The organism is Nocardia salmonicida NBRC 13393, from assembly GCF_001613085.1.
Lineage (GTDB): Bacteria > Actinomycetota > Actinomycetes > Mycobacteriales > Mycobacteriaceae > Nocardia > Nocardia salmonicida.
Window position 1 is genome coordinate 40,068 of sequence record NZ_BDBR01000032.1, and the last position, 26,870, is coordinate 66,937.

Annotated in this window: 26 protein-coding genes and 4 tRNA genes; 19 read left to right on the plus strand and 11 right to left on the minus strand. The window is 66.5% G+C overall.

Annotation, left to right across the window (positions count from 1 at the left end; translation table 11 throughout):
• Positions 1-267: 267 nt before the first annotated feature.
• Entirely contained in the window at positions 268-1,899 is a 1,632-nt protein-coding gene (menD, locus tag NS1_RS26700) for a 2-succinyl-5-enolpyruvyl-6-hydroxy-3-cyclohexene-1-carboxylic-acid synthase (protein ID WP_062988966.1), read from the plus strand.
• On the opposite strand, the gene NS1_RS26705 is transcribed toward menD, so the two are convergent.
• Positions 1,896-2,126, minus strand: coding sequence for an Rv3202a family protein (locus tag NS1_RS26705; RefSeq protein WP_062988841.1), 231 nt, complete (start codon positions 2,124-2,126; stop codon positions 1,896-1,898). The genes menD and NS1_RS26705 overlap by 4 nt on opposite strands.
• Before the next feature lie 181 nt (positions 2,127-2,307).
• On the opposite strand from NS1_RS26705, the gene NS1_RS26710 reads away from it, so the two are divergent.
• Positions 2,308-2,898 carry a TIGR03086 family metal-binding protein gene (locus NS1_RS26710; protein ID WP_062988842.1) on the plus strand — a complete coding sequence of 197 codons (591 nt, stop codon included), beginning with the start codon at positions 2,308-2,310 and terminating at the stop codon, positions 2,896-2,898.
• A 57-nt stretch (positions 2,899-2,955) separates the two neighbouring features.
• Here the strand turns inward: NS1_RS26710 and NS1_RS26715 are convergent, their stop codons facing one another.
• Entirely contained in the window at positions 2,956-3,588 is a 633-nt protein-coding gene (locus NS1_RS26715; protein WP_062988843.1) for a TetR/AcrR family transcriptional regulator, read from the minus strand.
• 82 nt (positions 3,589-3,670) lie between these two features.
• Between NS1_RS26715 and NS1_RS26720 the strand changes: the two genes are divergently transcribed.
• Positions 3,671-4,714, plus strand: coding sequence for an aldo/keto reductase (locus tag NS1_RS26720; RefSeq protein ID WP_062988844.1), 1,044 nt, complete (start codon positions 3,671-3,673; stop codon positions 4,712-4,714).
• A 9-nt stretch (positions 4,715-4,723) separates the two neighbouring features.
• Here the strand turns inward: NS1_RS26720 and NS1_RS26725 are convergent, their stop codons facing one another.
• The 4 genes from NS1_RS26725 to NS1_RS26740 form a co-directional block, all read right to left on the minus strand.
• Positions 4,724-8,986 carry a bifunctional nitrate reductase/sulfite reductase flavoprotein subunit alpha gene (locus NS1_RS26725; RefSeq protein ID WP_062988846.1) on the minus strand — a complete coding sequence of 1,421 codons (4,263 nt, stop codon included), beginning with the start codon at positions 8,984-8,986 and terminating at the stop codon, positions 4,724-4,726.
• A gap of 198 nt (positions 8,987-9,184) precedes the next feature.
• The gene (locus NS1_RS26730) at positions 9,185-9,898 is read right to left on the minus strand and encodes a demethylmenaquinone methyltransferase (protein ID WP_056814380.1); all 714 of its coding nucleotides are present in this window, start codon (positions 9,896-9,898) and stop codon (positions 9,185-9,187) included.
• Positions 9,899-9,949: 51 nt separating this feature from the next.
• A complete protein-coding gene (locus tag NS1_RS26735) occupies positions 9,950-11,092 on the minus strand; it encodes a glycosyltransferase family 4 protein (RefSeq protein ID WP_062988848.1) in 1,143 nt (380 codons plus the stop codon).
• Between the two features lie 72 nt (positions 11,093-11,164).
• Entirely contained in the window at positions 11,165-11,605 is a 441-nt protein-coding gene (locus NS1_RS26740) for a DUF3592 domain-containing protein (protein WP_056814374.1), read from the minus strand.
• A gap of 113 nt (positions 11,606-11,718) precedes the next feature.
• On the opposite strand from NS1_RS26740, the gene NS1_RS26745 reads away from it, so the two are divergent.
• A complete protein-coding gene (locus tag NS1_RS26745) occupies positions 11,719-12,216 on the plus strand; it encodes a DUF2505 domain-containing protein (protein WP_062988850.1) in 498 nt (165 codons plus the stop codon).
• Between the two features lie 42 nt (positions 12,217-12,258).
• Here the strand turns inward: NS1_RS26745 and NS1_RS26750 are convergent, their stop codons facing one another.
• The 3 genes from NS1_RS26750 to NS1_RS26760 are packed head-to-tail and all read right to left on the minus strand — an operon-like array spanning position 12,259 to position 14,434.
• The gene (locus tag NS1_RS26750; protein WP_062988852.1) at positions 12,259-12,675 is read right to left on the minus strand and encodes a VOC family protein; all 417 of its coding nucleotides are present in this window, start codon (positions 12,673-12,675) and stop codon (positions 12,259-12,261) included.
• 9 nt (positions 12,676-12,684) lie between these two features.
• Positions 12,685-13,146 carry a helix-turn-helix transcriptional regulator gene (locus NS1_RS26755; protein WP_255284701.1) on the minus strand — a complete coding sequence of 154 codons (462 nt, stop codon included), beginning with the start codon at positions 13,144-13,146 and terminating at the stop codon, positions 12,685-12,687.
• A 22-nt stretch (positions 13,147-13,168) separates the two neighbouring features.
• Positions 13,169-14,434 carry a geranylgeranyl reductase family protein gene (locus NS1_RS26760; RefSeq protein ID WP_056814360.1) on the minus strand — a complete coding sequence of 422 codons (1,266 nt, stop codon included), beginning with the start codon at positions 14,432-14,434 and terminating at the stop codon, positions 13,169-13,171.
• 145 nt (positions 14,435-14,579) lie between these two features.
• On the opposite strand from NS1_RS26760, the gene NS1_RS26765 reads away from it, so the two are divergent.
• Positions 14,580-15,602 carry a polyprenyl synthetase family protein gene (locus NS1_RS26765; protein ID WP_056814356.1) on the plus strand — a complete coding sequence of 341 codons (1,023 nt, stop codon included), beginning with the start codon at positions 14,580-14,582 and terminating at the stop codon, positions 15,600-15,602.
• Between the two features lie 61 nt (positions 15,603-15,663).
• Entirely contained in the window at positions 15,664-16,530 is an 867-nt protein-coding gene (gene htpX / locus NS1_RS26770; protein WP_062988856.1) for a zinc metalloprotease HtpX, read from the plus strand.
• Between the two features lie 119 nt (positions 16,531-16,649).
• Here htpX and NS1_RS26775 read toward each other — a convergent pair whose 3' ends face one another.
• A complete protein-coding gene (locus tag NS1_RS26775) occupies positions 16,650-17,141 on the minus strand; it encodes a YajQ family cyclic di-GMP-binding protein (protein ID WP_056814350.1) in 492 nt (163 codons plus the stop codon).
• A 175-nt stretch (positions 17,142-17,316) separates the two neighbouring features.
• Between NS1_RS26775 and NS1_RS26780 the strand changes: the two genes are divergently transcribed.
• The 10 genes from NS1_RS26780 to rplA all read left to right on the plus strand — a co-directional run bounded on the left by NS1_RS26780 (position 17,317) and on the right by rplA (position 22,408).
• Positions 17,317-17,399 (plus strand) — tRNA-Tyr (locus tag NS1_RS26780).
• A 240-nt stretch (positions 17,400-17,639) separates the two neighbouring features.
• A tRNA-Thr gene (locus NS1_RS26785) sits at positions 17,640-17,712 on the plus strand.
• A 59-nt stretch (positions 17,713-17,771) separates the two neighbouring features.
• Positions 17,772-17,847 (plus strand) — tRNA-Met (locus tag NS1_RS26790).
• A 36-nt stretch (positions 17,848-17,883) separates the two neighbouring features.
• Positions 17,884-18,054 (plus strand): 50S ribosomal protein L33, encoded by a 171-nt coding sequence (gene rpmG / locus NS1_RS26795; RefSeq protein ID WP_056814348.1) that lies wholly within the window; start codon positions 17,884-17,886, stop codon positions 18,052-18,054.
• Positions 18,055-18,217: 163 nt separating this feature from the next.
• On the plus strand, positions 18,218-19,288 hold the full coding sequence (locus tag NS1_RS26800; protein WP_062988968.1) for a fused (3R)-hydroxyacyl-ACP dehydratase subunits HadA/HadB: 1,071 nt from the start codon (positions 18,218-18,220) through the stop codon (positions 19,286-19,288).
• Positions 19,289-19,482: 194 nt separating this feature from the next.
• Positions 19,483-19,555, plus strand: a tRNA-Trp gene (locus NS1_RS26805).
• 31 nt (positions 19,556-19,586) lie between these two features.
• A complete protein-coding gene (secE, locus tag NS1_RS26810) occupies positions 19,587-19,955 on the plus strand; it encodes a preprotein translocase subunit SecE (protein WP_062988858.1) in 369 nt (122 codons plus the stop codon).
• A 112-nt stretch (positions 19,956-20,067) separates the two neighbouring features.
• Entirely contained in the window at positions 20,068-20,889 is an 822-nt protein-coding gene (gene nusG / locus NS1_RS26815; RefSeq protein WP_062988970.1) for a transcription termination/antitermination protein NusG, read from the plus strand.
• Positions 20,890-21,105: 216 nt separating this feature from the next.
• Positions 21,106-21,540, plus strand: coding sequence for a 50S ribosomal protein L11 (gene rplK, locus NS1_RS26820; RefSeq protein WP_019049397.1), 435 nt, complete (start codon positions 21,106-21,108; stop codon positions 21,538-21,540).
• A gap of 154 nt (positions 21,541-21,694) precedes the next feature.
• Positions 21,695-22,408 (plus strand): 50S ribosomal protein L1, encoded by a 714-nt coding sequence (rplA, locus tag NS1_RS26825; RefSeq protein WP_056814341.1) that lies wholly within the window; start codon positions 21,695-21,697, stop codon positions 22,406-22,408.
• A gap of 75 nt (positions 22,409-22,483) precedes the next feature.
• Here the strand turns inward: rplA and NS1_RS26830 are convergent, their stop codons facing one another.
• Positions 22,484-24,094, minus strand: a complete 1,611-nt coding sequence (locus tag NS1_RS26830; RefSeq protein WP_062988860.1) for an MFS transporter — start codon at positions 24,092-24,094, stop codon at positions 22,484-22,486.
• A 416-nt stretch (positions 24,095-24,510) separates the two neighbouring features.
• Between NS1_RS26830 and rplJ the strand changes: the two genes are divergently transcribed.
• The 3 genes from rplJ to NS1_RS26845 all read left to right on the plus strand — a co-directional run bounded on the left by rplJ (position 24,511) and on the right by NS1_RS26845 (position 26,837).
• Complete coding sequence (gene rplJ, locus NS1_RS26835) at positions 24,511-25,074, plus strand: 50S ribosomal protein L10 (protein ID WP_062988862.1); 564 nt, start codon at positions 24,511-24,513, stop codon at positions 25,072-25,074.
• Positions 25,075-25,136: 62 nt separating this feature from the next.
• On the plus strand, positions 25,137-25,523 hold the full coding sequence (rplL, locus tag NS1_RS26840; RefSeq protein WP_056814330.1) for a 50S ribosomal protein L7/L12: 387 nt from the start codon (positions 25,137-25,139) through the stop codon (positions 25,521-25,523).
• 234 nt (positions 25,524-25,757) lie between these two features.
• Positions 25,758-26,837 (plus strand): ABC transporter ATP-binding protein, encoded by a 1,080-nt coding sequence (locus tag NS1_RS26845; RefSeq protein WP_062988864.1) that lies wholly within the window; start codon positions 25,758-25,760, stop codon positions 26,835-26,837.
• Positions 26,838-26,870 lie beyond the last annotated feature (33 nt).

The window sequence follows — 26,870 nt, forward strand, 5'->3', positions numbered from 1 at the left end:
TGAATATTCGTTCGACCAACCTTTTGTCGGGTTGGCGGAAATTCCGGCGGCGGGCAGACAGCCCGTCGCCGGATTTCTTTCTTCTGTTGTTCTATTTGCGATTTCATGAATGTCGGTTGCCCCGGTATATGAATTTCGGTTCATCGCGCCCCCGGTATCCCGGCAATCGCTCACCTAGTCGAATACTGGTGCGCTGGTCGCACTCGGTGACGCAGGCAACGCGGGCCGGGGGCAGACGGGTGCGCGCCGGTCTGACAGGCTGTGATTGTGAATCCGTCTACTGCGCAGGCACGAGTGGTCGTCGACGAGCTCGTCCGCGGCGGCGTCGGTGAAGTGGTGCTGTGCCCCGGATCGCGCAACGCGCCACTGGCCTTCGCGCTGCAGGCCGCGGACGCGGCCGGGGAGCTTCGGTTGCATATGCGCGTAGACGAGCGCACCGCGGGCTTTCTGGCGATCGGTCTCGCGGTGTCGTCCGGGCGGCCGGTTCCGGTCGTGATGACCTCCGGCACCGCGGTGGCGAACCTGGGTCCGGCCGTACTCGAGGCCAACTACGCGCGGGTGCCGCTGATCGTCGTCAGCGCGAACCGGCCCTACGAGATGCTCGGTACCGGCGCCAATCAGACGGTGGAGCAGCTCGGCTTGTTCGGGTCGCAGGTGCGCGCCACGATCAGCCTCGGGCTGGCCGAGGCCGAGGTGGGGGAGTCGGCCTACCCGCGACAGAACAGCGTGTGGCGCTCGTCGGTGTGCCGGGTGCTCGCCGCCGCGCGCGGAACCCGTTCCGGTAACGCGGGTCCGGTGCAGTTCGACATCCCGCTGCGTGAACCGCTGGTCCCCGAGCTGTCCGACGATCCGCTCCCCGTGGGTCGCGAGGGGGAACGGCCATGGACGGCAACCCAATACGCCACCCTCGACGTGCCGCTCGACATCGACCTGACGCCCGACACCGTCGTCATCTCCGGCCACGGCGCGCGGTTGCTGCCCGAGCTCGCCGCGCTGCCGACGGTGGCCGAGCCGACCGCGCCGATGCACGGTCCCGCCCTGCACCCGCTCGCGCTGTCGCTGCTGAAGCCGACCCAGGCGATCATCACCGGACGTCCGACCCTGCATCGGCAGGTCTCGCGGGTGCTGGCCGATCCGGACGTCACCGTGTTCGCACTCACCACCGGTCCGCGCTGGCCCGATGTCTCCGGCAATGTCGTCGGCACCGGGACGCGCGCGGTGACCACCGGCACACCCGATCCCGCCTGGTTGGCGCGTTGCTCGGAACTGAACCAGCAGGCCGAGTCGGCGGTGCGGGCCGAGTTGGCCGCGCATCCGAAAGCGACCGGTCTGCACGTGGCGGCTGTGGTCATGGACGGCTTGCGAGAAGGCGATCAACTGCTGCTCGGCGCGTCGAACCCGGTGCGCGACGCCGCCCTGGTGTCGTATCCGCGCCCGGGCATCCGGGTGCTGTCCAACCGCGGTGTCGCCGGTATCGACGGTACGGTCTCCGGCGCCGTGGGTGCTGCCCTGGCGCATCCCGGCCGCACGGTGGCGCTGATGGGTGACCTCACTTTCCTCCACGATGCGTCCGGCCTGCTGATCGGGCGCGGCGAACCGCGCCCGGACAATCTCACGATCGTCGTCGCCAATGACGACGGCGGCGGCATCTTCGAGCTGCTCGAACAGGGCGATCCGCAGTACGCGGGGGTGTTCGAGCGGGTATTCGGCACGCCCCACGGCATGGATCTGGCCGCCCTGTGCGCCGCCTACCGCATCCCGCACCGTCAGGTCGATCCCGCCGAATTGGCTGTGGAACTGGCCGCCGACGCGCACGGCCTGCGGGTGCTCGAGGTCGCGACCGAGCGTTCCAGCCTGCGTGAACTGCACGCGGGTCTGCGGGCCAAGATCGCCGGTTAGGCGCCGGTTAACCCCTCGTCGGCCTCGTCGAAGGGGACGGGGATGGTCTGTTCGATCACGTCCGCCGGATTCGCGGTGTCGGCCTCGCGGGCGATATCGGCCGCCATCTCGGCGTCGGAGTAGGCCGGATCGTCGGGGTCGTCATCGCGGAAGGCGGACTGTTCCTGCTCGATGCGATCGGCCTCGGGGACCTCGTCCAGTGGGCGAGCGGGTTCATCATCGATCATCGGTGCTCCTCGTTCGTCGGCCTGCTCGATCGGTTGAGCCTCGGACGTGATGTGCGCTGATCGGGTCCTGCGCTGTCCAGGGTGCGCCGATCCGGCGCGCACGGCAAGCCGCACCGATGACTTCGGGGCGATGGGTTCGTCTGCATGAGTGCAACCGCGAAGTCATCGACGAGGAGTACTCATGGAACCGCAGTTCGATTTCGAACCCGCCGCTCGATCGCTCGCCGCGGTCGTCGACGGCATCACCGACGACCAGCTCGCCGACCCGACGCCATGTGCCGAGTCGACGGTGCGCGACCTGCTCGCCCACGTGGTCGGGCTCACCGAGGCGTTCCGACAGGCTGCGACCAAGGAATCGGTCGGCCGGTCCGTGCCGCCGCCCGCCGGTTCCGACAGCCCGCTGCCCGATGACTGGCGCACCCGCATCGCCGCGCAGCTCGAGACGCTGACGGCGGTGTGGCGGGTGGCGCAGGCATGGGACGGCGATACCGAAGCCGGTGGGGTCGAGCTGCCTGCCTCGGTGATGGCGATCGTCGCGCTCGACGAGATCACCATCCACGCGTGGGATCTCGCCGTCGCGACAGGGCAGGAGTTGACCGTTGACCCCGTGGATCTGGCGATCCTGCACGAGTTCCTGCGCGAAACCGACCCCGAGGGCACACCCGGCTTGTTCGGCCCGATCGTCGAGATCCCGGCCGACGCACCGGCATTCGATCGACTGCTCGGCCTCACCGGCCGTGATCCCGCGTGGCGCTCCGCCGTCGCATCGTGAAACGAACCCCGATATCTTGCGGCGCTGAACGTGGCCCGTGGGCGAACTTGTCGGGAGTCAGGCGCTGACGTCGTCGGGCGTGATGACGAACGTTCCCGCGGCGGTGGCGATGGTAGCGGCCTTGGCCGACCGGTCGGCGATGTCGTCGTCGATGGGATCGCCACTGGCCAGTAATCGGTAGTAGAGCGGCGCGGAGACGGCGGAAAGCACGGCGCGCGGGTCGGTGCCGACGGGCGCCTCGCCGCGGAGGACGGCGGCTTCGACACACGGCGCCCACTCGTTGAGGCGGGTGTCGTAGAAGGTGTGCAGCGCGGCGGCGGTGGCATCGTCGCAGGTGGCGGCCGCGATTACGGCGCGGAAGAGGTTGCTCTGGCGGCCGTCGGCGAGGGTTTTCGCGACCAGTCGAGCGTTGGCCGTCAGGTCGTCGAGCAGTGAGCCGGTATCGGCGCGAGGCAACGACTGCTCTGCCATCTCGACGAGCAGGTCGGCGACCAAGCCGGCAGGGGTGCGCCAGCGGCGGTAGACGGTGGTTTTGCCGACCCCGGCGCCGGTGGCGACCTCGGTCAGATCGAGATGGGCGAATCCGCGGTCCGCGAGCAGATCGCCGGCCACTTCCAGGACGGACTCGCGCACGCGAGCAGTGCGTCCACCAGGCCGAACAGAGCCCGGCCAAGCGATGTCGTGATCCATAACGGAACTCCTGTTTCATTTAGCGCGCAACGGGTGTACTGTCGGTTCTGTTAACGAAACAATAGACCCTTTAGGAGCTCTCATGGAATACCGGCGGCTCGGCGCATCTGGTCTTCTCGTTCCGGCGCTCGGCTTCGGCGCAGGCACCTTCGGCGGTCGCGGTGCGCTGTTCAGCGCGTGGGGCGATACCGATGCCGCGCAGGCCAGGCGCTTGATCGACATCAGCCTGGAGGCCGGTGTCACCCTGTTCGACACGGCCGATGTGTATTCCGACGGCGCGTCGGAGGAAGTACTCGGTGCGGCGATCAAGGGCAGGCGCGAGCAGGTGCTGCTGTCGACGAAGTCGGCGCTGCCCACCGGTCCCGGTCCACACGAGGCGGGCTCGAGCCGCGCCAGGCTGATCCGTGCCGTCGACGCCTCGCTGCGCCGCCTCGGCACCGATTACCTCGATCTGTTCCAGCTGCACGCCTTCGATGCGGGCACCCCGCTGGCGGAAACCCTCACGGCCCTCAACGATCTCGTGCGCGCGGGCAAGATCCGCTACCTCGGCGTCTCCAACTTCGCCGGCTGGGAGTTGATGAAAACGCTCGCCACCGCGGAGGCGCTCGGCCTGGAAAAGCCGGCGGCGCACCAGGTCTACTACTCGCTGGTGGGTCGCGACTACGAATGGGAACTGATGCCGCTCGGCGCCGACCAGGGCGTCGGCTCCATCATCTGGAGCCCGCTCGGCTGGGGCAGGCTCACCGGCAAAGTCCGTCGTGGACAACCGCTTCCGGCAGGCAGCCGACTGCACGAGACGGCCCAAGCGGGCCCGCCCGTCGACGATGAACGACTCTACGATGTCGTCGATGTGCTCGATCGCATCGCCGCTGAAACAGGTCGCAGCGTCCCGCAGATCTCCCTGAACTGGCTGCTCACCCGGCCCACCGTCGCCTCCGTGTTGATCGGCGCCCGCAACGAGGAACAGTTACGTCAGAACCTCGGTGCGGTCGGCTGGCAGCTCGATCCCGAACACCTGGCCGCCCTCGACGCCGCGAGCGCGACCACGCCGCCGTACCCCTACTACCCGTACCACCGGCTGCCCGACTTCGCCCGGCTCAACCCGCCCGCGATCCGCGCGGCCTGATCGCGCCGCTCAGTACACGTCGCGCACGTACCGCTTCTCGGCCACGAGCTGCTTCTTGAAGGCCAGCGCACCCGCCTCGTCCAACTTTCCGTGGATCTGCGCGATCCGCAGCAGGGTGTCGTCGACATCCTTGGCCATCCGGGCGGCGTCACCGCAGACGTAGAAGTGGCCGCCGTCGCGCAGCCACGACCACAACTCGGCGCCGTGCTCGATCATCCGATGCTGGACATAGACCCGCTCGCGCTGATCGCGAGAGAAGGCCAAGTCGAGGCGGGTGAGGAAGCCGGAGCGGAACATGTCTTCGAGCTCGGCGCGGTAGTAGAAGTTCTGGGCGGCGTGCTGGTCGCCGAAGAACAACCAGTTGCGGCCGGTCGCGCCGATGGCCCGCCGCTCGTGCAGGAATCCGCGGAAAGGAGCGATGCCGGTACCCGGCCCCACCATGATCATCGGGGCATTCGGATCCAGCGGCGGACGGAAATGCGGTGCCCGCTGCAGAAAGATCGGGACCTCCGTGGTGCCCCGGTCGGCCAGGAACGTCGAGCACACCCCACCACGCCGCGCCGAGGTGCCCACCGGATCGCCATAGCGGACCACGCCCACTGTCAGCTGCACCTCGTCTGGGGTGGTCAACGGGCTCGAGGAGATCGAATACTGCCGGGGTTGCAGCTTTTTCAGTGCTCCCAGCCAGTCGACGAGATCGGTCCGCACCGGGAAGTCGCGCAGCACATCGACGGCCTGGCGGTCCCACAGGTAAGAGGCGAGCTCATTGCGGTTGTCGCGGCGCAGCAGCTTGGCCAGCTGCGGGTGTGGGTTGCGCTCGCCGATGAAGCCGAGCAGATCCTGGCTCACCTTGGTGATGTCGTAGTGCGTGCGCAGGGCATCGGTGAGCGTGAGTTCGCGGTCGTCGACTTCGATCGTGCGCCGACCGTCGAGCCCGGTGCAGGCGAGCCATTCGTCGACGAGGTCGGGGCAGTTGGCGGGCAGCACGCCCAGCGAATCGCCTACTTCGTACCCGGCATCGAGGTCGTGGAGGTCGAAACCGAAGCGCCGCACCTCTTTCGGCGAACCGGGCGCGCTCAGGATCTCGTTGCGCATCAGGGTGGCGCGGACCGGGGACTGGCGGGTGAACGGAGCGGCGGTGAGGCGCTGCGTCCGGGAGGGGGCCGGCGCGAGCTGCCGGTCGAGCACGGTCGTGCCACCGCGCCCGGCCGGTGACGGCATCATGTGGGACGAGTTCACTTGCAGGGCAACACCATTGGTGCCGAGCGGGTCTCCGCCATTCGTTGCGCCAACGAGCGAACCCTCGCGCCCTCGTGCGGCGCCGCCTGCCGGACCGCCGCCGTCGGGTGATCCGCTGATGACCGCGACCAGAGCATCATCGAGCCACTGATCGGCGACATCGGCGAAATCGGGTTCGCTGTCGACCCTCGGCAGCAGTCGCTTAGCGCCGCGTTCGGCGAACAGTGTGTCGAGTTTGCGGCCATGGCCACAGAAATCGTCGTAGGAGGAGTCGCCGAGCGCGAATACCGCGTAGCGAACGCCGTTGAGGCGAATGATGCTGTCTTCGAGCCTGGTCCAGAAGTCGGCACCGTTGTCCGGCGGCCCACCGTCACCGAACGTGCTGGTGATGATGAGGACGTCACCGGTGATCGAGGTCAGCTCGCACGAATCCATATCGAGCAACGACGGCGTGAGGCCGGCTTCCGAGAGCCGGGCCGCGACGGTGGCGGCCAGTTCTTCGGCATTGCCGGTCTGGGAGGCCCACAGCACGGTGACCGGGTGGGGCGCTGGGCTGTCGGTCGCTTCGGCGGCGATGGCGCCGACAGTGCGGGAGTACATGCCGGCCAGCAGACCGTCGACCCACAGGCGTGACTGTGTCGACAACGGTGCGCTCACCGGCAGCACCGGTTGCCCGGTCACCGGCAGCGACTGCAGGGCGGCGAGATAACCGCCGAGGTAGATGCGCTCGGTCTCGCTGAGCGTGGGCGAGGTCCCGGCATCGAGGCCGAGAATTCCGGCCAGTGGATGCGCGGCCGGTTGGGCGGGCAGCTGTGCGGGCTGGGCGGGCGCGTGCTCGGGAGTGGCGGCGGGGCCGACCCGGCGCAGTGCCACCGCGCACGCCTTGAACTCCGGCTGCAACGAGGCCGGATCCACCGCGTCATTGGTCACCGCGTTGATCGTCAGATATTCGCCCTGTTCGTCATTCCAGTGGAAGGGAGCAAAACAATCACCAGGTCGCACCCGGTCGCTGATGCGCACCGGCAGCACAGCCCGGCCCCGGCGCGACGCGATCTCGAGCTGATCGCCCGGCTTCAGATCGAGTCGTTCGGCATCGGTGGGATGCACTTCGACGAACGGTTCCCCGGTCAGCTTGGTCAGCTTGGTCACCTTGCCCGTCTTGGTCATGGTGTGCCACTGATGTTGCAGCCGACCGGTATTCAGCAGGAAGGGGTAGTCGTCGTCGGGCAGTTCGGCGGCGGGCAGATGGGGACGAGGAAAGAACACCGCGCGCCTGCTCGGGGTGGCGAACGCGAGCCGCGGGGTGGTGCCGTCATCCGCCACATGCAACGGCTGGTGGGTGCCGTCGTTGACATAGCGGATCGGGTTGCGCGGTGTGTCGGCGTCCTTGCACGGCCACTGCATCGGGCCTTGTGCCAGTCGCTCGTAGCTCATACCGCTGAGGTCGTAGCCGGTGGCCGGATTGGTGAACTGCCGCACCTCGTCGAACACCTCGGCGCTGGAGGTGAAGTCGAAGCCGGGGAAACCCATGGCCGTGGCGACCTGGGCGATCAGCAGCCAGTCCGGTCGCGCGTCGCCGATCGGGTCGACCGACTGTTGCAGCAGGGTGACGTTGCGCTCCGAATTCACCATCACCGCATCGGCTTCGGCCCACAGCGCGGCAGGCAGCAACAGATCGGCGTAGGCATTGGTCGCGGTCTCGGCGTAGGCATCCTGCACGACGACCAACTCGGCCGCTTCGAGACCCGCGATCACGGTTTTGCGATTGGCCACGGTGGCAACGGGATTGGTGCAGATGATCCACGCGGCCTTGATCTCGCCGTCGGCCAGGCCGCGGAACATGTCGATGGTGCCGGGGCCCGACTCGGAGCGCAGGGTGCCCTCGGGCAGGTCCCACGCGGTTTCGACGAAGGTGCGGTCGGCGGGGGAGAGCAGGCTGCGCTGGCCGGGCAGGCCGGGGCCCATATAGCCCATCTCGCGGCCACCCATGGCGTTGGGCTGGCCGGTGAGCGAGAAGGGCCCACTGCCCGGCCTGCAGATGGTGCCGGTCGCCAGGTGCAGGTTGACCAGAGCGTTGGTGTTCCAGGTGCCGTGCGTGGACTGGTTGAGCCCCATCGTCCACAGCGACATCCACTCGCCCGCCTCGGCGATCATCGTGGCCGCGGTGCGGATATCGGCCTCGGCCAGGCCGGTCAACTCGGCGACGCGGGCCGGGGGATAGTCGGCGAGGAACTCGGGCATCGCTTCCCAGCCCTCGGTGTGCTCGGCGATGAACGCGGTGTCGATCGCGCCGTCGGCGACCAGCAGGTGCAGCAGTCCGTTGAGCAGGGCGAGGTCGGTACCCGGTGCGATCTGCAGGAACAGATCGGCGCGGGCGGCGGTATCGGTGCGGCGTGGGTCGACCACGATCAGCTTGGCGCCTGCCTTGAGCCGGTCGGCCATGCGCAGATACAGGATCGGGTGGCAGTCGGCCATGTTCGCGCCGCTGACCAGGAACAGGTCGGCGTGTTCGAAATCGTCGTAGGAACCGGGCGGACCGTCCGCGCCGAGCGACTGCTTGTAGCCGGTGCCCGCGCTGGCCATGCACAGGCGCGAGTTGGCTTCGATGTGCTTGGTCCGCAGGTAGCCCTTGGCCAGTTTGGTGGCCAGGTATTGGGCTTCCAGCGACATCTGTCCGGAGACGTAGAGGGCGATCGCGTCGGGGCCGTGCTCGTCGAGGATCGCGCGCAGGCGGGTGGCCGTTTCGTGCACGGCCTCGTCGACCGGCAGCGGGACCGGGACCTGGCCGCGTTCGGGGCGCCGGTAGGCGGTGTCCATTCGGCCGGGTGCGGCCATCATCTCCGCGTGGGTGGCGCCCTTGGTGCACAGTCTGCCCGCGTTCGCCGGATGCAACTTGTCGCCGCTGACCTTGGCGATCAATCGCGCGCCAGACTGATCGGTCTTTGTCTGGACGTCTATGCCGCAGCCGACGCCGCAATACGAGCACTGTGTACGCACAGTGTCCGTGCCGCGGCCATCCGCTTCGCCTGTCATGACTCGATCATCCGCATCGGTCGTTGCGCTCGATTTACCGAACGTTATGTCCAGGTGACAATCGACCTCACAAGTCGAAATCCCGACTGTGAGGAACCGGCCCGGATATCGCCCCTGATCAGGGCGCATTCCGAGCGGCGGGCAGGTAACCGCGGACGAACCGGGGTGACGGGACTCACCCCGGCTGTCGAGGGCGTTTCAGCTCAATTTGTAGCCACGGTGCAGTGCCACCACGCCACCGGTGAGGTCACGCCACTGCACCGAGTCCCAGCCGGCGTCCGCGATCCGGCGGGCCAGCCTGCGCTGGTTCGGCCACGCGCGGATCGACTCGGCCAGGTATACGTACGCGTCGGGGTTGGAACTCACCGCGCGCGCAACCCGGGGCAGGGCCCTCATCAGGTACTCCATGTACACGGTGCGGAACGGCCCGAACACCGGCGTGGAGAACTCGCAAACCACCACCCGTCCGCCCGGTTTGGTCACCCGCAGCATCTCGCGCAGTGCCACATCGATGTCGGCGACATTGCGCAGCCCGAACGAGATGGTCACCGCGTCGAACGAATCGTCGGCGAACGGCAGGGCCATCGCATCACCCGCCACCATCGGTACCTGCCGGAACCGGCCCGCCGAGAGCATGCCCTGGGAGAAGTCGGCGGCCACGCACCAGGCGCCGGACTTGCCGAGCTCCACCGTCGAGACGCCCGTGCCCGCGGCCAGGTCGAGGACCCGCTCGCCGGGCCGCAGCCCGAGGGCACGTCGCGTCGCCCACCGCCAGTACCGATCCTGGCCACCGGAGATGACCGTGTTGGTGAGGTCGTAGCGCTTCGCCACACCGTCGAACATCGACGCGACCTCGTGGGGTTGCTTGTCCAGCGAAGCCCGAATCGGTTCTCGCTGCTCTGTTGTCGCCACGAACCGAGCTTAGAGTTTTTTCGGCGCGATAGCGCGGGTGGGTTTCACCACTCAGGCCGACCGTGGCAATCGCGCGCGCATCCCGGTGACATCGGCGTAGTGGCCCATCAGCTCGGTGCAGACTGCGGGCCAGGTGCGGTGCAGCACCGACTTGCGTGCCGCCGCCGCGAACAACCCGCGCTGCCCGGCATCACGCAGGGCCGACACCGCGCTCGGCAGCAATTCCGTGAACCGGTCGACCGGCAGCAGGTACCCGTTGCGGCAATGGGAGACGAGGTCCCGTGGCCCACCGGCGTCGGGCCCGATCACCGGCACGCCAGAGGACAGCGCTTCCTGCACGCCCTGGCAGAACGTCTCGTGCTCGCCGGGATGCACCATCACGTCCAGGCTGGCGTAGTGCGTGGCCAACTCGCTTCCACCCAGCTCGCCGGTGAACACCGCGTCCGGCATCAACCTGCGCAGTCGTGCCCGTTCCGGTCCGTCGCCCACCACGACGAGCTGGATCGACGGGTCACCGGCCAGCGCGGCCAGCCGCTCCACGTGCTTTTCCGGCGCGAGCCTGCCCACGAACCCCACGACTAGTCGCTCACTCGACCCCAGCCAGCTCGCCCGCAACTCGGCACTGCGCGCGGCCGGGTTGAACCGGGCGATATCCACGCCACGGCCCCACCGATGCACTCGCGGGATGCCGTGCTCGGCGAGGTCGTGCGCGGCCGCCGACGACGGCGCCAGCGTGCGGGTAGCGCCCTCGTGAATCCGGCGCGTCCATGCCCACGCGGCCCGCGCGGCCAACCCGAGCCCGTAGCTCTTGGCGAACCCCGCCACATCGGTCTGATACACCGCGACGGTCGGCAGATCCAACCGCGTCGCCGCGGCGAGCCCGCCGGCGCCGAGCAGAAACGGCGAGGCCAGGTGCACCACATCGGGATCGAAATCGGCGATGGCCGCGGTGATTCCCGGTTGCGGCAGACCCACCGGCAGCGAACTCACCTTCGGCACCATCATCGCGGGCACGCGGTGCACCGGGAAGCGGCCGTGAAAACGTGGTGCCGGTGGGGCGCCGCGCAGGGTATCGGGCGCCACGATCATCGCGTCGTGCCCGTGCTGGTCCAGGTGGTCCAACACCCGAAGCACGGAGTTGACGACGCCGTTCATGTTCGGCAGGAAAGACTCCGAGACGATGGCTACGCGCACTCTCTCAGGGTGACCGCCACACCGCGCGCCACACCCACACCGACGTGAAGCCGGGACGAACAGCAAGCGAAGTTACAACTCGCGCTGCTTGCGGCGCACGATCCACAGCACCGGCAGAGCCATCGCCCACGCCACGAAGATCACCGACGCCGCCGGGATGATCGCCACCCGCGCATCGCGCCCGGCCACCCGGACCAGGTCGGGATCGCGCGTGCTGTACTCCACGTTGATCCGTTGACCAGCGGTCAGGTTCGTCGGGTACAGGATGCCGACCTTCGGATTATGGGTCACGCTGTCGGGCGTCACGTAGGTCACCGCCGAGCGCAACCGGCCCGCGGAAAGCACTTCGCCGGAGGTCACGCCGCGATGGCGCTCGATCTCGAAATCGTTGCGCCAAGCCGCGAGTACCAGCAGCACCATCAGCACGCTGACCACGGCAGCCGCACCGACCACCCACACCCGAACCCGTCGCAGGCGCTTGTTCCGCCGCTCTGACAGGCTGGTTTCCGACACCCGCCACACAGTACCGGCTGTTATCCCGGCGGCTGGTGCCGCTCCGGAACGAGGCGACCGAGAACAACGGACTGCCGCAGCCTGGCACAGCGAATACGCCTAGCATTTTCGGCATGTCCCGCAAATTCAGCTTCACCGTGCCCTATACCGTCCCGGTCGAAGAGCTTCACCGGGCACTTGTCGACGATGCTGTCTGGCAGGCGCGTTTCGCCGCCGCCGAGACCGCGACCATCGAACTCTCCCATCCCGACGGCCCCGACTCGATCACCATCCATATGACCGAAACGCCAGGTAAAGACAAGGTTCCCGCCCTCGTGCGCAAGGTGCTCAAGAGCGATCTCGTGCTGGTGCGCACCGACAACTGGCAGCCGCTGCAGGGCGAGACCGCCAAGGGCAGTTTCACTGGCAACACCAGCGGCATCACCACCGAGATGTCGGGCACCTACGAACTGCGCCCCACCGCCGAGGGCAGCGAAATCGAGGTCGTCGGCACCGTAAAGGTCAAGGTTCCCCTGGTCGGCGGCGCCATCGAGCCCTTGGCCGAGCAGCTGCATCAGCGCGTCCTGCACAGTGAACGCAAGTTCATCGAGAACTGGTTCGCCAAGCTCTGAGCCGGTGCGACGGGTGCCGCTCCGGCGAGCGGCACCCTCGCCTCAGCCGCGATTCTCGACCAGAACCAGCCAGTTGCCCGAGTTGTCGCGGATGATCGCCTCGGTGCCGTACGGGCGTTCGGACGGTGGCTGAATGAACTCGACCCCCTTGGCCGTGAGTTCTTCGTAGGTCTTCTGGCAGTCGGCGGTGCGCAGCCCGAGGGCGCCGTGGGTGCCGTCGGCCAGTGCCCGCCGGATCGCGTCGGCGAGGTCGTCGGTGAGCGGTGGCCCCGGCACCATCAGCGTCACCTCGAGCTCGCGATGATCGGGGTGGGCGATGGTGACCCAGCGGAACCCGTTGTCGCCCATGCTCACATCCGCGGATTCGACGAAGCCGAGCTTGTCGATGTACCACTGCTTGGCGGCATCCTGATCGGTGACGTACACGGTGACCAGGGAAACGTTCGTGATCGGTGTCATGGTTGCAGGCTATGGCCGCGCGGTGCCGTCCGGCTTCTCCGAAATTGCGGTGTCGCGGCGGACGCGGTCGGAGAGCCCGTGCATGAAGACGTAGCAGCCCGGAATGTGCGGGGCCCCGTCGGCGAATTTCGCCTGATATTCGCTCGGCGAGACCCCGACGAGCTGACGGAACTTGGCGCTGAACGAGCCGAGGCTCGAATAGCCGACCATCATGCACACCTCGGTGACGGTCAGGTTGGTCGACCGCAACAGATCCTGCGCCCGCTCGATCCGCCGTTCGGCCAGATACACCGCCGGTGTGCGCCCGTACACAGCGGCGAACGCGCGCAGGAAGTGATACTTGGAAACACCTGCGGCGCGGGCGAGTTCGTCCAGGTCGAGCGGTTCGGCGTACTGCCGGTCGACTAGGTCGCGAGCCTTGCGCAGGTGCGGCAGCAGGGCGAGCACCGGACGACGCCCCGCCCCGCTCACGACGCTCGCCCGCGCTCGGTCATCAGCTGAACGGCGGGAGTTCGTCGGCGCGGAGCGAGGCTCGTCCCGCGGCACGCCAGGCGCGGGCGGTGAGGTCGAGGTCCTCGTCGGTCACCAGATTGCCCATCACACGAACCGCCGTGCGCTGCAGATACTTCGAGCGCATCACCGGCGGCCCACCGAGCGGGACCATCCTCGGCTGGGTGGCCAGACCGGCGAGCCTGCGCGCCACCGAGAAGGTGCGTCCGTAGTGGTCGCGCAGCAGCTGCGGCCACGCCTGGCTCAGATCGGGCTCGTCGAGCAGGTCGGCGAGCATGTGCCCGCCCTCCAGGCCGTAGTCGATGCCTTCGCCGTTGAGGGGGTTCACGCAGCCGGCGGCGTCACCGACCAGCACCCAGTTCGGGCCCGCCACGTTCGAGACCGCACCACCCATCGGCAGCAGTGCCGAGGCCACCGCGCGCAGTTCGCCCTCGAGTTCCCACTCCTCGCGGCGTAGCCGGGTGTAGTGCTCGAGCAGCGGCTTGAGCGCGACGTGCGAGGGCCGCGCCTCGGTGGCCAGCGAGCCGACGCCGATATTCACCTCGCCGTTGCCGAGCGGGAAGATCCAGCCGTAGCCGGGCACCAGTTCGTCGGCGGCGTTGCGCAGTTCCAGGTGCGAGGAAATCCACTGGTCGTCGCTACGGCCGGACTTGATGTAGGCGCGGGCCGCCGTGCCGTAGGCGTAGCGGCGATGCCAGGTGCGGCCCAACTGCTTTCCGACGGGGGAGCGCACGCCGTCGGCCACCACCAGCACCCGGCAGCGCACCGTGTGGGTGTTCTCGCCGATACGCACCGACACGCCGGTGACCTGTTCGCCTTCGCGCAGGACCTCGGTGACCTTCGCGCCGTCGACCATCCGCGCACCGGATTTGATCGCGGTCTCGCGCAGCTTGTCGTCGAGTTCGGTTCGTGGAACGGCACTTCCGTAGGTGGGGAACGACCCGCCCGGCCACGGCAGCAGCGATTCCTTGCCGAAACCCGCCATCCGCAGGCCGTGGTTCACCGTGTGCGCGCGCAACCATTCGCCCAGACCCAGATGCTCCAGTTCGGCGGTGGCGCGCGGCGTCAGCCCGTCGCCGCAGGTCTTGTCGCGCGGGAAAACCGCCGAATCGAGCAGCAACACATCGCGTCCGGCGCGCGCGGCCCAAGCCGCCGACGCGGAACCGGCGGGCCCTGCCCCGACCACCAGTACCTCGACGGTGGCAGGCAGGGGAGCGCGGTCGGCAGGGGTGAGATCCGGTGAACCCATGGCTCAATACTGGCACTGTCGGCCGCTGTGCGAGAGTGTCGGGTACACCGGGAATTGTCACTGTGTGACGGGGTTCATCGGCCATAGTGCCGGAACACGCTAGGTTGCTACCCGTCGGGGTCGGACGCATCGCTGGGAGAAGATAATGAGCACATCGGCTGTGAGCGACGAGAGCACCGTGGTTGCCGGGGTAGATCTTGTCGATCCCGAACTCGCTGTCATCGTGCGCGACGGACTGGCCGCGGTCGAGAAACTGCTCGTCGACGAACTCTCCGACGGCGCGGAATTCCTGCAGGAAGCCGCGCTGCACCTGGCCAGGGCAGGCGGCAAGCGGTTCCGGCCGCTGTTCACCGTGCTCACCGGCCAGCTCGGCCCCAATCCCACCGATCCGGCGCTGGTCACCGCAGGCACGGTCGTGGAACTGGTGCACCTCGCGACGCTCTATCACGACGACGTCATGGACGAGGCGTCCCAGCGCCGCGGTGCGGAGAGCGTCAACTCGCGGTGGGGCAACAGCATCGCGATCCTGGCGGGCGACTACCTGTTCGCCCACGCCTCGCGCCTGACCTCCACCCTCGGCCCCGACGCGGTGCGCATCATCGCCGAGACCTTCGCCGAGCTGGTCACCGGCCAGATGCGGGAAACCATGGGCGCCAAGCAGACCCAGGATCCGGTCGAGCACTACCTGCGCGTGGTGTGGGAGAAGACCGGCTCGCTCATCGCCGCCGCCGGCCGCTTCGGAGGCACTTTCTCCGGTGCGGGTCTGGAACATGTCGAACGCCTGGCCCGCCTCGGCGACGCCGTCGGCACCGCCTTCCAGATCTCCGACGACATCATCGACATCTCGTCCTCGGCCGAGCAGTCGGGCAAGACGCCGGGCACCGACCTGCGCGAAGGCGTACACACCCTGCCGGTGCTCTACGCCCTGCGCGAGATCAGCGCCGACGGCGACCGCCTGCGCACGCTGCTGGCCCGCCCGCTGGAAACCGATGCCGAGGTCGACGAGGCACTGGAACTGCTGCGCCGCTCACCCGGCATGGCGCTGGCCAAGGAAAAGCTCGCTGAATACGCCGACCTCGCCGACACCGAACTCGCGGCCTTGCCGGCAGGCCCCGCCAACGACGCCCTCACCCGGCTGGTCCGCTACACCATCGAACGCGTGGGCTGAGACGGAAGGTCGAGGCGTCTTCTCCTCGGAACTTTCGGCTCTCGATTCGCGTTGCTCATTCATGCCCAATGGGATCAAAACCTTCGGTTTGATGGTTGGGATGTCGGCGCTGATCGTCGCCATCGGGGCGATGTTCCGCAGCCCGACGATCCTCGTCATCTCGATCGTGCTGGCCGTCGGCATGAACGCCTACGCCTACTTCAACAGCGACAAGCTGGCGTTGAAGGCGATGCACGCGCAACCGGTGAGCGAACTCGAGGCGCCGGTCATGTACCGCATCGTGCGCGAACTCGCCACGACCGCGCGCCAGCCGATGCCCCGGCTCTACATCAGCCCGACCAGCGCCCCCAACGCGTTCGCGACCGGCCGCAACCCGCGGCACGCCGCGGTCTGCTGTACCAGCGGCATTCTGCAACTGCTCGATGAACGGGAACTGCGGGCGGTGCTCGGGCACGAGCTGTCCCACGTCTACAACCGCGACATCCTGATCTCGTCGGTGGCGGGCGCGATGGCCTCGGTTATCACCGGCTTGGCGAACATGGCGTTCTTCGCGAGCTCGTTCGGCAGCAGAGACGGAAACGGCCCGAACATCGTCGGGGTGCTGCTGGTCTCGTTGCTCGGCCCGATCGCGGCGGGCCTGATCAAGATGGCGGTCTCACGATCGCGGGAATACCAGGCCGATCAGTCCGGGGCCGAACTCACCGGCGACCCACTGGCCCTGGCCTCGGCCCTGCGCAAGATCGAACGCGGCGTGCAGGCGGCCCCGCTGCCGCCGGACCCGAAGATCACCAGCGAATCGCACCTGATGATCGCCAACCCGTTCCGCGCGGGCGACCGCGTCGCCCGCTGGTACTCCACCCACCCCCCGATGGACGAACGAATCAAGCGCCTCGAAGACCTGGCCAGGGGCGATACCCATCAGCACTGACCGCCACGGTTCGCGGCCCGCCTCGCGGTCGAGGGCCGAGACGGAACGCCGCAGGCGCAGTATCGGTCCTCGACCGTGAGGCACACGGGGGCCGCGAACCCGCGGCACCAGCCGCTGAATTATCTGTAGTTGACGAACTGCAGGGCGATGCCGAAATCCTCGCCCTTGAGCAGCGAGATCACTTCCTGCAGATCATCACGCTTCTTGCTGCTTACTCGCAGCTCCTCGCCCTGGATCTGCGCCTTCACGCCCTTGGGGCCCTCGTCGCGGATCTTCTTCGAGATCTTCTTGGCCTTCTCGGTGTCGATACCCTGCACCAGCGTGCCGGTGATCTTGAACACCTTGCCCGAGGGCTGCGCCTCGCCGGCGTCGAACGCCTTGAGCGAGATATCGCGACGGATCAGCTTCTCCTTGAAGACGTCGAGCGCCGCCTGCACCCGCTCCTCGGCATTGGCGGTCAGCACAATGGCTTCCTCGCCCGACCACGCGATGGACGCATCGGTGCCTTTGAAGTCATAGCGCGAGTTCAGCTCCTTCTCCGCCTGATGCAGAGCGTTGTCGACCTCCTGGCGATCGACCTTGCTCACGACGTCGAATGACGAATCAGCCACACTGCGCTCCTGTCCTGTGAAGGTCCGGCGAACTCCGGCCGGGGTTCTACCGGCCACCGAGACAGTTGTACCCGCATAGGCGGCCAACCGGTGCTCGCAGGGGGTCTGTGCAGGCGTTTTGATAGTCCGGGTGGGTACGTTGTAAGCTGCTCAGCGCACCGGAAACGGCGCACACGGCAGATTGCCCGAGCGGCCAATGGGAGCGGACTGTAAATCCGTCGGCTTATGCCTACGTAGGTTCGAATCCTACATCTGCCACCTCGAACCCCGTCGATCATGAAGATCGGCGGGGTTCTTTGGTTCGAGGGGGTCGCCCGGCACACAACCGAGGTAGCCTCGTGAGGAACCACGTGCCAGACCGGTTTCGATGCCGTGAAAACGGGCCTTGAGCTGCCGATTTGGTGGTGTCGGGTGCGAGTGTGTAATCTCGTTCAGGACGCCGGAGCACGGGGTCACGCTGATCGGCTTGCCGATACAGACTCTGTGCCACGTTGTCATGCCCCCTTAGCTCAGTCGGTAGAGCGTTTCCATGGTAAGGAAAAGGTCAACGGTTCGATTCCGTTAGGGGGCTCGCCGGATTGCCGGTGGTGAGCGGCTAACCGCGGCATCATCGGGATATTAGTCCGCCGTGGCGGTGTAGCTCAGTTGGTAGAGCAAACGACTCATAATCGTTGTGTCGCCGGTTCAAGTCCGGCCATCGCTACCAATTTCAACTCAGCCCAGACCGGAAAGAAGGCAAATCGTGGCCGCGAAGTCCACCGATGTCCGGCCAAAGATCACCTTGGCCTGCGACGAGTGCAAGCACCGCAACTACATCACCAAGAAGAACCGGCGTAACGACCCGGATCGCCTCGAGCTCAAGAAGTTCTGCCCGAACTGCGGAACCCACCGGGCGCACCGCGAGTCGCGCTAGTTTTCAACAGCATCTGCCGAAGGCCGGACGAGAGTCCGGCCTTTGTGCTTTTCCCGGTAAGTTCATGCGAAGTTCGGGGCCGATACACTACTCGGACAGGTCACGTTTTGCACCGGTCGACTTCGGTGCTGTCTTACAGGTGAGTAAGGTCCACGTTGTGACAGTGAACACCGGAACTCACGAAGCGGTCCCTGCCGCAGCCGCCGAATTCGATCCCGCCGCCCACGCGGCGTCGATGGTCGGCCACCACTATCGCGTCGACGACTACTACGAGGTCGGCCGCGAGAAGGTGCGCGAATACGCCCGTGCGGTGCAGGACTACCACCCGGTGCACTGGGAAGAGGACATCGCGCGCGAGTACGGCCACCAGGGCCTGGTCGCCCCGCTCACCTTCATCTCGCTGGTCGGCATCCTCGCCCAGCGCAAACTGTTCGAACAGATCGTGACCGGGTACGACCTGAGTCAGATCATGCAGACCGACCAGATCCTGGAGTTTCACCGCCCGATCAGGGTCGGCGACCAGTTGACCTGCGATGTGTATCTGCATTCTTTCCGCCAGGCTTTCGGCGGCGACATCATCGTGACCAAGAACATCGTCACCGCCCAGGACGACGAGTTGGTGCTCACCACCTACACCACCCTGATCGGCCGCAGCGGTGGTGACATCGACCCACGGATGTCGGACGCGGTGCGCAATGTGCTCATGCACGGCCTCGGCGAGGAGGAGCCCACCCACCACGCACCGTCCGAGCTTTCCGTCGGCAGCGCCGTCGACCCGGTCACCAAGCAGCCGGAGCCGACGGTCAGCGTGCACGCCCTGTCCTTCGACAGCGTGTCGGTCGGCGACGAACTGCCCGCGCGCGTGGCGCGACTCACCCGTGGCGACCTCGTCAACTACGCGGGCGTGTCCGGCGACGCCAACCCGATCCACTGGAGCGACGAGGTCGTGAAGCTGGTCGGCCTGGACAATGTGGTCGCGCACGGCATGCTCACGATGGGCCTCGGCGGCGGTTTCGTCACCTCGTGGCTGGGCGATCCCGGTGCGGTGAAGGAATACAACGTCCGCTTCACCAGCCCGGTCTATGTCGGTTCCGACGTCCCGGCCGAGGTCGAATACACCGGCAAGGTGAAATCGGTCGACCCGCAGACCCGCACCGCCGTGGTCGCCATCACGGCGAAATCGGCGGGCAAAAAGATCTTCGGTCGCGCCACGGCAACCGTTCAGCTGTCCTGACCTGGTCGAGTGTCCCGGATTGGCGATAACCGCGCGCGGTGACGTATAGTCGGGTCTCTGGGGTCATGAGGTGCTGCGCGCTGATCTTCCCGAGGGGTTAACCCCTCATGGAAGCGGCGCGCGTGTTGTGTGACACTGGAGACAACCGAATATCGAATGTGGTTGGGCACTACAGCTCAGGCTGGTCCAACCGAAGGGGCGTAGCTCAATTGGCAGAGCAGCGGTCTCCAAAACCGCAGGTTGCAGGTTCAAGTCCTGTCGCCCCTGCCCTGAATGCCAGCGACGAGAGAGGATCGACGTGAGCGACGAGCGGGATACTCGCGAAGACGGCGAGGACACCGCCGCTGCCACTCGACCGAGTGGCAAGCGGTCTGCTCGTCGTGTGCGCGCGTCGGATGCTCCGGCAGACAACGGCTCGGTGGCCACGCTCGATCGGCCGTCGGCATCGCGGAAGGCAGACAAGTCTGCCGGCACGGGCAACCCGTTCAAGCGGCTGCTCAAGTTCCTGCGAGAGGTCATCGCGGAACTGCGCAAGGTGATCTGGCCCAACCGGAAGCAGATGGTCACCTATACGACCGTCGTTCTGGTGTTCGTGGTCTTCATGGTCGCGTTCATCGCCGGGATCGACGTAGCGTTCGTCAAGGGTGTCGACTGGCTGTTCGGCTGATCGCCGACACCCACGCCGGTAGCCGATCGCGGGCCGGAACGGCGGAGTGTGCCTCCGCGCGCCCGACCCGGCCCAGAGGATGTACGTGACGACACAGGAAGCGAGTGCCTCAGTGAGCACCCCGGAGAACGACACCAACGACGAGTTCCCGGTTGACGACACTGTCGTGGCGGAAAACGCCACCGACGAGGTCGAGGCCGCCGAGCTCGCCGACACCGACGAAGCCGCTGCCGAAGAGGCTGTCGTCGACGAAACCGTGATCGAAGAAGTCGCCACCGAGGACGACCCCGAGGCCGACCCGATCGAGTCGATGAAGACCAAGCTGCGCCGCGTGCCCGGCGACTGGTACGTCGTGCACTCCTACGCGGGCTACGAGAACAAGGTCAAGACCAATCTCGAGACCCGTGTGCAGAACCTCGGCCTCGAGGACTACATCTTCCAGGTCGAGGTGCCGACCGAAGAGGTCACCGAGATCAAGAACGGCCAGAAGAAGAACGTCAACCGTAAGGTGCTGCCGGGCTACATCCTGGTCCGGATGGAACTGAACAACGAGTCGTGGGGCGCGGTTCGCAACACCCCCGGCGTCACCGGCTTCGTCGGCATGACCGGCGGTGGCCCCGGCGCCAAGCCGACCCCGCTGACCATCAACGAGGTCGTGAAGTTCCTGGTCCCAGCCGGTGCGCAGGCGCAGAAGAAGGCCGCCGCGGCCGCCGCCGGTGGTTCGGATGCCGGTAGCTCGGCTTCGGGCAAGCCCACCATCGAGGTCGACTTCGAGGTCGGCGAGTCGGTCACCGTCATGGACGGCCCGTTCGCGACCCTGCCCGCGTCGATCTCCGAGGTCAACGCCGAGCAGCAGAAGCTCAAGGTGCTCGTGTCGATCTTCGGTCGCGAGACCCCGGTCGAGCTGAACTTCACCCAGGTCTCCAAGATCTGAGTTTCACCGCTTTCGCGAAACGGCACCGCTCACCGGCGGTGCCGTTTCACGTTTGTGCTGGTCGCCACCCGATTGCTAGGTCATGACCTATGTCAAGTAGAGTGTGATGGTTCGTGTTCTGACTTCCCCGCAGTACCTGTCGGGGCCTAGTCGTGCGCGGATACGAGGCTTACGGCAACCGTAAGGAACCGAACCCCAGAAAGCCAAGGAAGAAAGATGCCCCCCAAGAAGAAGAAGCTCGCCGGGATCATCAAGCTGCAGATCCAGGCCGGCGCAGCCAACCCGGCACCGCCGGTCGGCCCCGCGCTCGGTCAGCACGGCGTCAACATCATGGAGTTCTGCAAGGCGTACAACGCCGCGACCGAGTCGCAGCGTGGCAACGTCATTCCGGTCGAGATCTCGGTGTACGAGGACCGGACGTTCGACTTCAAGCTGAAGACCCCGCCTGCCGCTCGTCTGCTGCTCAAGGCCGCCGGTGTGCAGAAGGGCTCCGCTGAGCCGCACAAGACCAAGGTCGCCAAGGTCACCATGGACCAGGTCCGGGAGATCGCCAAGACCAAGGCCGAGGATCTCAACGCCACTGATCTCGATCAGGCCGCGAAGATCATCGCCGGTACCGCGCGTTCGATGGGTATCACCGTCGAAGGCTGAGCGTCAGCGCCGGAGGCGGCAGCGCAGCGTAACCACGCAGGCGTAGCGAAGCCTTCGATCAGGCACTGCAGGCTGAGCGAATCTCGCTCCATGTGGGAGGGCCGGCCAGGCCCGACAACCACATCTGAACTCGAAACTCTAAGGACAGAAAATCATGGCAAAACGAAGCAAGGCGTACCTCGCCGCTGCTGAGAAGGTCGATCGCGACAACCTGTACTCCCCGCTGGCCGCCACGCGCCTGGCGAAGGAGACCGCGACCACCAAGACCGACGCGACCGTCGAGGTCGCCGTCCGTCTCGGCGTGGATCCCCGCAAGGCCGACCAGATGGTCCGTGGCACCGTCAACCTGCCGCACGGCACCGGTAAGACGGCTCGCGTCATCGTGTTCGCCGCGGGCGAGAAGGCTTCCGAGGCCGAGGCCGCGGGCGCCGACGCCGTGGGCGCCGAGGACCTGATCGAGCGGATCCAGGGCGGCTGGCTCGACTTCGACGCCGCGATCGCCACCCCGGATCAGATGGCCAAGGTCGGCCGCATCGCGCGTGTCCTCGGCCCGCGTGGTCTGATGCCGAACCCGAAGACGGGCACCGTCACCAACGATGTGACCAAGGCCGTCAACGAGATCAAGGGCGGCAAGATCAACTTCCGCGTCGACAAGCAGGCCAATCTGCACTTCGTCATCGGCAAGGCGTCCTTCGACGACGCCAAGCTGGTGGAGAACTACGGCGCCGCGCTGGACGAGATCCTGCGTGTGAAGCCGTCGACCGCCAAGGGTCGCTACGTCAAGAAGATCACGGTTTCGACGAACACCGGACCGGGCATCCCGGTGGACCCGAACCGCACCCGCAACCTCCTCGACGAGGATGCGTGAGCTTCGGCTGACCGCTAGCTCCTAGAGCAACCGCGAGGGTGGGAACGCACTGCGTTCCCACCCTCGCGGCGTTTGTCAGGACTGTTCGGGAGTCTTGTCCCGCCAGCCGAGCAGCACCGACTCACCGCTCTGCGGCTTCCACGGCAGGAAGACGGCCACGATCACCGCGCACACCAGCACCGCGCCGGTAGCGACCAGCGAGGCAGTATGCGCGCCCTGCAGCGTCGCGGTCTTCATGGCGACGATCAAGTTCTCGCGTTGTGTCTCGAAGAACGGCGCGAGCTCGCGCTTACGCAGTTCCAGCACGCTGAGTGGACTGGCCTTGACCAGGCTCTTCTCGTTGTCGTTCATGATGCCCATCGGGATCGCGTCGATGCGGGCGCCGATCCGGCTGGTGTAGTACGAGGCCACGATCGACCCGAGCACCGCGACGCCGAGGGTGCCGCCGATCTCGCGGGTCGTGTCGTTGACGGCCGAGCCCGCGCCCGCCTCGTCCAGTGGCAACGAGGACATGATCGACTCGGTGGCCGGTCCCTGCACGATGCCGAGGCCCAACGCCATCAGCACCATCGAGGGCAGCACGCCGATCAGGTAACTGCTGTCGACGGTCACCTGTCCGCCCAGGTAGAGACCCGCGCCGATGAGCAGCAGGCCGAGCACCAGTACCGCGGTGGTGCCGACCCGTTGCGCGAGCAGCGTCGCGACCGGTGCGCCGATCGCGACCGAGACGGCGAACGGCAGTGAGGCGATACCGAATTCGAGTGGGGTGTATTCGCGCACGCCCTGGAAATACTGGGTGATCAGGAACAGGAATCCGAACATCGAGAAGTAGCCGATCGCGATGGCCAAGGCGGGCAACGAGAATCGGCGATTGCGGAACAGTCGCATATCGAGAATCGGTGCGGCGGTGCGCAATTCCCACGTGACGAAGCCGGCGAGCATGGTGGCGCCGAGGGTGGCGGTGCCGAGCGTGGTGAGGGAGAGCCAGCCGTTGTGCGGTGCCTCGATGATCGCCCACACCACCAGCGTGATGCCCGCGATCGAGAGACCGATGCCGACCAGGTCGATCTTGCCGACCTGCGCCGCGCGCGATTCCGGCACCCAGATCAGGGTCGCGATCAGGGCGATCAGTGCCACCGGCACATTGATCCAGAACACCGAGTGCCAGCTGAAGTGTTCGAGTAGCCAGCCGCCGGAGATGGGCCCGATCGCGATGGCGAAGCCCGCCATGGCTGTCCAGGCGGCGATGGCGAGTGCGCGTTCGCGCCGGTCGGTGAAGATGTTGATGATCAGGGCGAGGGTGGCGGGGAAGACGGCCGCGGCGAAGATGCCCATCGCGGCGCGGGCGGCGATGACCTGGGTCATCGAATCGGCGAGTGCGCCGCCGACCGACATCACCGCGATGCCGACGAGGCCGACGATCATGATGCGACGGCGCCCGTAGCGGTCGCCGAGGTTGCCCGCGGCGAGTAGTAGTCCGGCGAAGGTCAGGGTGTAGGCGTCGACGATCCATTGCAGGCCGGAGACGCCGGTGGCGAGTTGGACGCCGATAGACGGCAGCGCCACGTTGACGATGGTGTTGTCGAGTACTACCAGCAGTTCTGCCAGGCAGATGACGACTAGCGCGATGAATCGCTGCGGGCGTCGGCCCAGCAGCACTGGTGGAGCGACTATGGAGGTTGCCATAGCATTGGAGTGAACCAGGTTACTGTCACCGCGCGTAACACCTTTACCCTGGGATTCCGGCCACATTCGACTGTCGAATGTGAGCTGGGACACATGAATTCGGCCCGATTCGAGCGTTTCCGACCCGTTTTGGCAGATGGAGGTAGGTGCAGGTACAGTGGTCAACGGTCATGCGGGATGTGCATACATCCTCGAAGGCCACACCCATTCGTTCTACCGAAGACCGTTGGTCGTTGACACCGAATTTCACGGTGTCGATCGAAGGTCCGGCGACATTGCCGGCGACCCACGCAGGGAGAGCTGAGGCCGAAGTTATTTTGCGCCCCGGTACGCCTTGCGTCCGGGGCGTTCGTTTTGTCGCCGGCCCCTGATTCGGTAGTGCACCAACGAAACCGACATCAGAGAGGAGGCGAAGTATGGCGAAACCTGAAAAGGTCACCGCTGTCGCGGAGATCGCGGAGCAGTTCAAGAACTCCACGGCCACTGTTGTCACGGAATACCGTGGCCTGTCGGTCGGCAAGCTCACCGAGCTGCGTCGTGCGCTCGGCGCCGACGCCACGTACTCCGTCGCCAAGAACACCCTGGTCAAGATCGCTGCCGGCGAAGCCGGTGTGGCGGGTCTCGACGAGCTGTTCGTCGGCCCGACCGCTATCACCTTCATCCAGGGTGAGCCGGTCGATGCCGCCAAGGCGCTCAAGCAGTTCGCCAAGGACAACAAGTCCCTGGTCATCAAGGGCGGATACATGGACGGCCGCGCGCTGTCCGTGTCCGAGGTCGAGCGCATCGCTGACCTCGATTCGCGTGAGGTGCTGCTGGCCAAGCTGGCCGGTGCGTTCAAGGCCAAGCCTTCGCAGGCTGCCGCCCTGTTCGCCGCTCCCGCTTCGCAGGTCGCCCGGCTCGCCCAGGCGCTGCTCGAGAAGCGCACGAGTGCCGAAGGCGCTCCTGCTGCCGAAGAAGCACCCGCGGCTGACGCCGAATAAGACATCTATTACCCGCCTCGGGGTGCGTATGCGCTACGAGGTACACCACGAAAGGAACCACCATGGCAAAGCTGAGCACCGAAGAACTGATTGGCGCCTTCAAGGAGCTGACCCTGCTCGAGCTCGCTGAGTTCGTCAAGGTCTTCGAAGAGACCTTCGACGTCACCGCCGCTGCCCCCGTCGCGGTCGCCGCCGCCGGTGGCGCTGCTGCGCCGGCCGACGCCGCCGAAGAGCAGGACGAGTTCGACGTCATCCTCGAGGGTGCCGGCGACAAGAAGATCCAGGTCATCAAGGTGGTCCGTGAGATCGTCTCGGGCCTGGGCCTGAAGGAAGCCAAGGACCTGGTCGAGGGCGCCCCGAAGCCGATCCTGGAGAAGGTCGCCAAGGATGCCGCCGAGGCCGCCAAGGCGAAGCTCGAAGAGGCCGGCGCCAAGGTTTCCGTCAAGTAATTCGGAACCAGTGCTGTTGTTGTGAACGGGCGGTCCTTTCCGGGCCGCCCGTTTGCTATTTGTCCGGACATGCGAAAGTGATCCGGGTCGTAGGAACCGCGCCAGGTTACTCTTCAGTCATGTAGGGGTGTGCCCCGTCTCACTGATGGGTTACAGTGACCGGACCCACAGAGTCGTAGCGCACCGCCGTGATGTGAGCGCGCGGGAACGCCGGTGGGGTGCTCGCAGGGATCAATGGAGGTAGCAGTGGGCGTCGAGGTCAGGACCGAGGGTGTAACAAAATCCTTCGGTTCACAGCGAATTTGGCAGGACGTGTCGATCACGCTCCCTTCGGGTGAGGTCAGTGCGTTGCTCGGCCCTTCGGGTACGGGTAAGTCGGTGTTCCTGAAGTCGCTCATCGGTCTGCTACGACCCGAGCGCGGGTCCATCTTCATCGATGGCACCGACATCATGACCTGCTCCAACAAGGAGCTCTACGAGATCCGCAAACTGTTCGGCGTCCTTTTCCAGGACGGCGCGCTGTTCGGCTCGATGAATTTGTACGACAACATCGCGTTCCCGCTTCGTGAGCACACGAAGAAGTCGGAATCCGACATCCGCCGTGTCGTCATGGAGAAGCTCGAGCTGACCGGTCTGCTCGGCGCCGAGGGCAAGCTCCCCGGCGAGATCTCCGGCGGTATGCGCAAGCGCGCCGGTCTGGCCCGCGCGCTGGTCCTCGACCCGCAGATCATCCTCGTCGACGAGCCCGACTCGGGTCTGGACCCGGTGCGTACCTCGTACCTGGCGCAGCTGCTGCTCAACATCAACGCGCAGATCGACGCCACGATCCTGATCGTGACCCACAACATCAACCTGGCCCGTACCGTGCCGGACAACATCGGCATGCTCTTCCGCCGCAACCTGGTGATGTTCGGCCCCCGCGAGGTGCTGCTCACCAGCGAGGAGCCGGTGGTCAAGCAGTTCCTCAACGGCCGCATGATCGGTCCGATCGGTATGTCGGAGGAGAAGGACGAGGCGCAGATGGCGCGCGAGCAGGCGCTCGTCGACGCCGGTCACCACCACGGTGGCGCCGAGGAGATCGACGGCATCATCCCGCAGATGAAGGCCGAGCCCGGTATGCCCGCCCGCCAGGCCGTGTTCCGTCGGCAGGCACGCGTACGCGAGATCATCCACACCCTGCCGCACGCGGCACAGGTGGCGATCCGCGAGTCGCTGGATTCCTCCGACGACACTCAGGTGATGGCGGCCTACGGCGGCAACGACCAGCCCACCGAGACGTTCAAGGCCGTTCCGCACGGCCAGATCAACAGCTGAGCGACTTTCACGTCCTGAATGAGCCCCGGCCCA

Coding starts and splice junctions, on each gene's coding strand:
- rplJ (WP_062988862.1), top strand. CDS start 24,511: ATGGCGAAACCTGAAAAGGTCACCGCTGTCGCGGAGATCGCGGAGCAG.
- NS1_RS26725 (WP_062988846.1), bottom strand. CDS start 8,986: ATGACAGGCGAAGCGGATGGCCGCGGCACGGACACTGTGCGTACACAG.
- NS1_RS26760 (WP_056814360.1), bottom strand. CDS start 14,434: ATGGGTTCACCGGATCTCACCCCTGCCGACCGCGCTCCCCTGCCTGCC.
- NS1_RS26705 (WP_062988841.1), bottom strand. CDS start 2,126: ATGATCGATGATGAACCCGCTCGCCCACTGGACGAGGTCCCCGAGGCC.
- NS1_RS26845 (WP_062988864.1), top strand. CDS start 25,758: ATGGAGGTAGCAGTGGGCGTCGAGGTCAGGACCGAGGGTGTAACAAAA.
- rplA (WP_056814341.1), top strand. CDS start 21,695: ATGGCAAAACGAAGCAAGGCGTACCTCGCCGCTGCTGAGAAGGTCGAT.
- rplK (WP_019049397.1), top strand. CDS start 21,106: ATGCCCCCCAAGAAGAAGAAGCTCGCCGGGATCATCAAGCTGCAGATC.
- htpX (WP_062988856.1), top strand. CDS start 15,664: ATGCCCAATGGGATCAAAACCTTCGGTTTGATGGTTGGGATGTCGGCG.
- NS1_RS26745 (WP_062988850.1), top strand. CDS start 11,719: ATGTCCCGCAAATTCAGCTTCACCGTGCCCTATACCGTCCCGGTCGAA.
- NS1_RS26830 (WP_062988860.1), bottom strand. CDS start 24,094: ATGGCAACCTCCATAGTCGCTCCACCAGTGCTGCTGGGCCGACGCCCG.
- NS1_RS26710 (WP_062988842.1), top strand. CDS start 2,308: ATGGAACCGCAGTTCGATTTCGAACCCGCCGCTCGATCGCTCGCCGCG.
- NS1_RS26750 (WP_062988852.1), bottom strand. CDS start 12,675: ATGACACCGATCACGAACGTTTCCCTGGTCACCGTGTACGTCACCGAT.
- rplL (WP_056814330.1), top strand. CDS start 25,137: ATGGCAAAGCTGAGCACCGAAGAACTGATTGGCGCCTTCAAGGAGCTG.
- NS1_RS26765 (WP_056814356.1), top strand. CDS start 14,580: ATGAGCACATCGGCTGTGAGCGACGAGAGCACCGTGGTTGCCGGGGTA.
- NS1_RS26720 (WP_062988844.1), top strand. CDS start 3,671: ATGGAATACCGGCGGCTCGGCGCATCTGGTCTTCTCGTTCCGGCGCTC.
- NS1_RS26715 (WP_062988843.1), bottom strand. CDS start 3,588: ATGGATCACGACATCGCTTGGCCGGGCTCTGTTCGGCCTGGTGGACGC.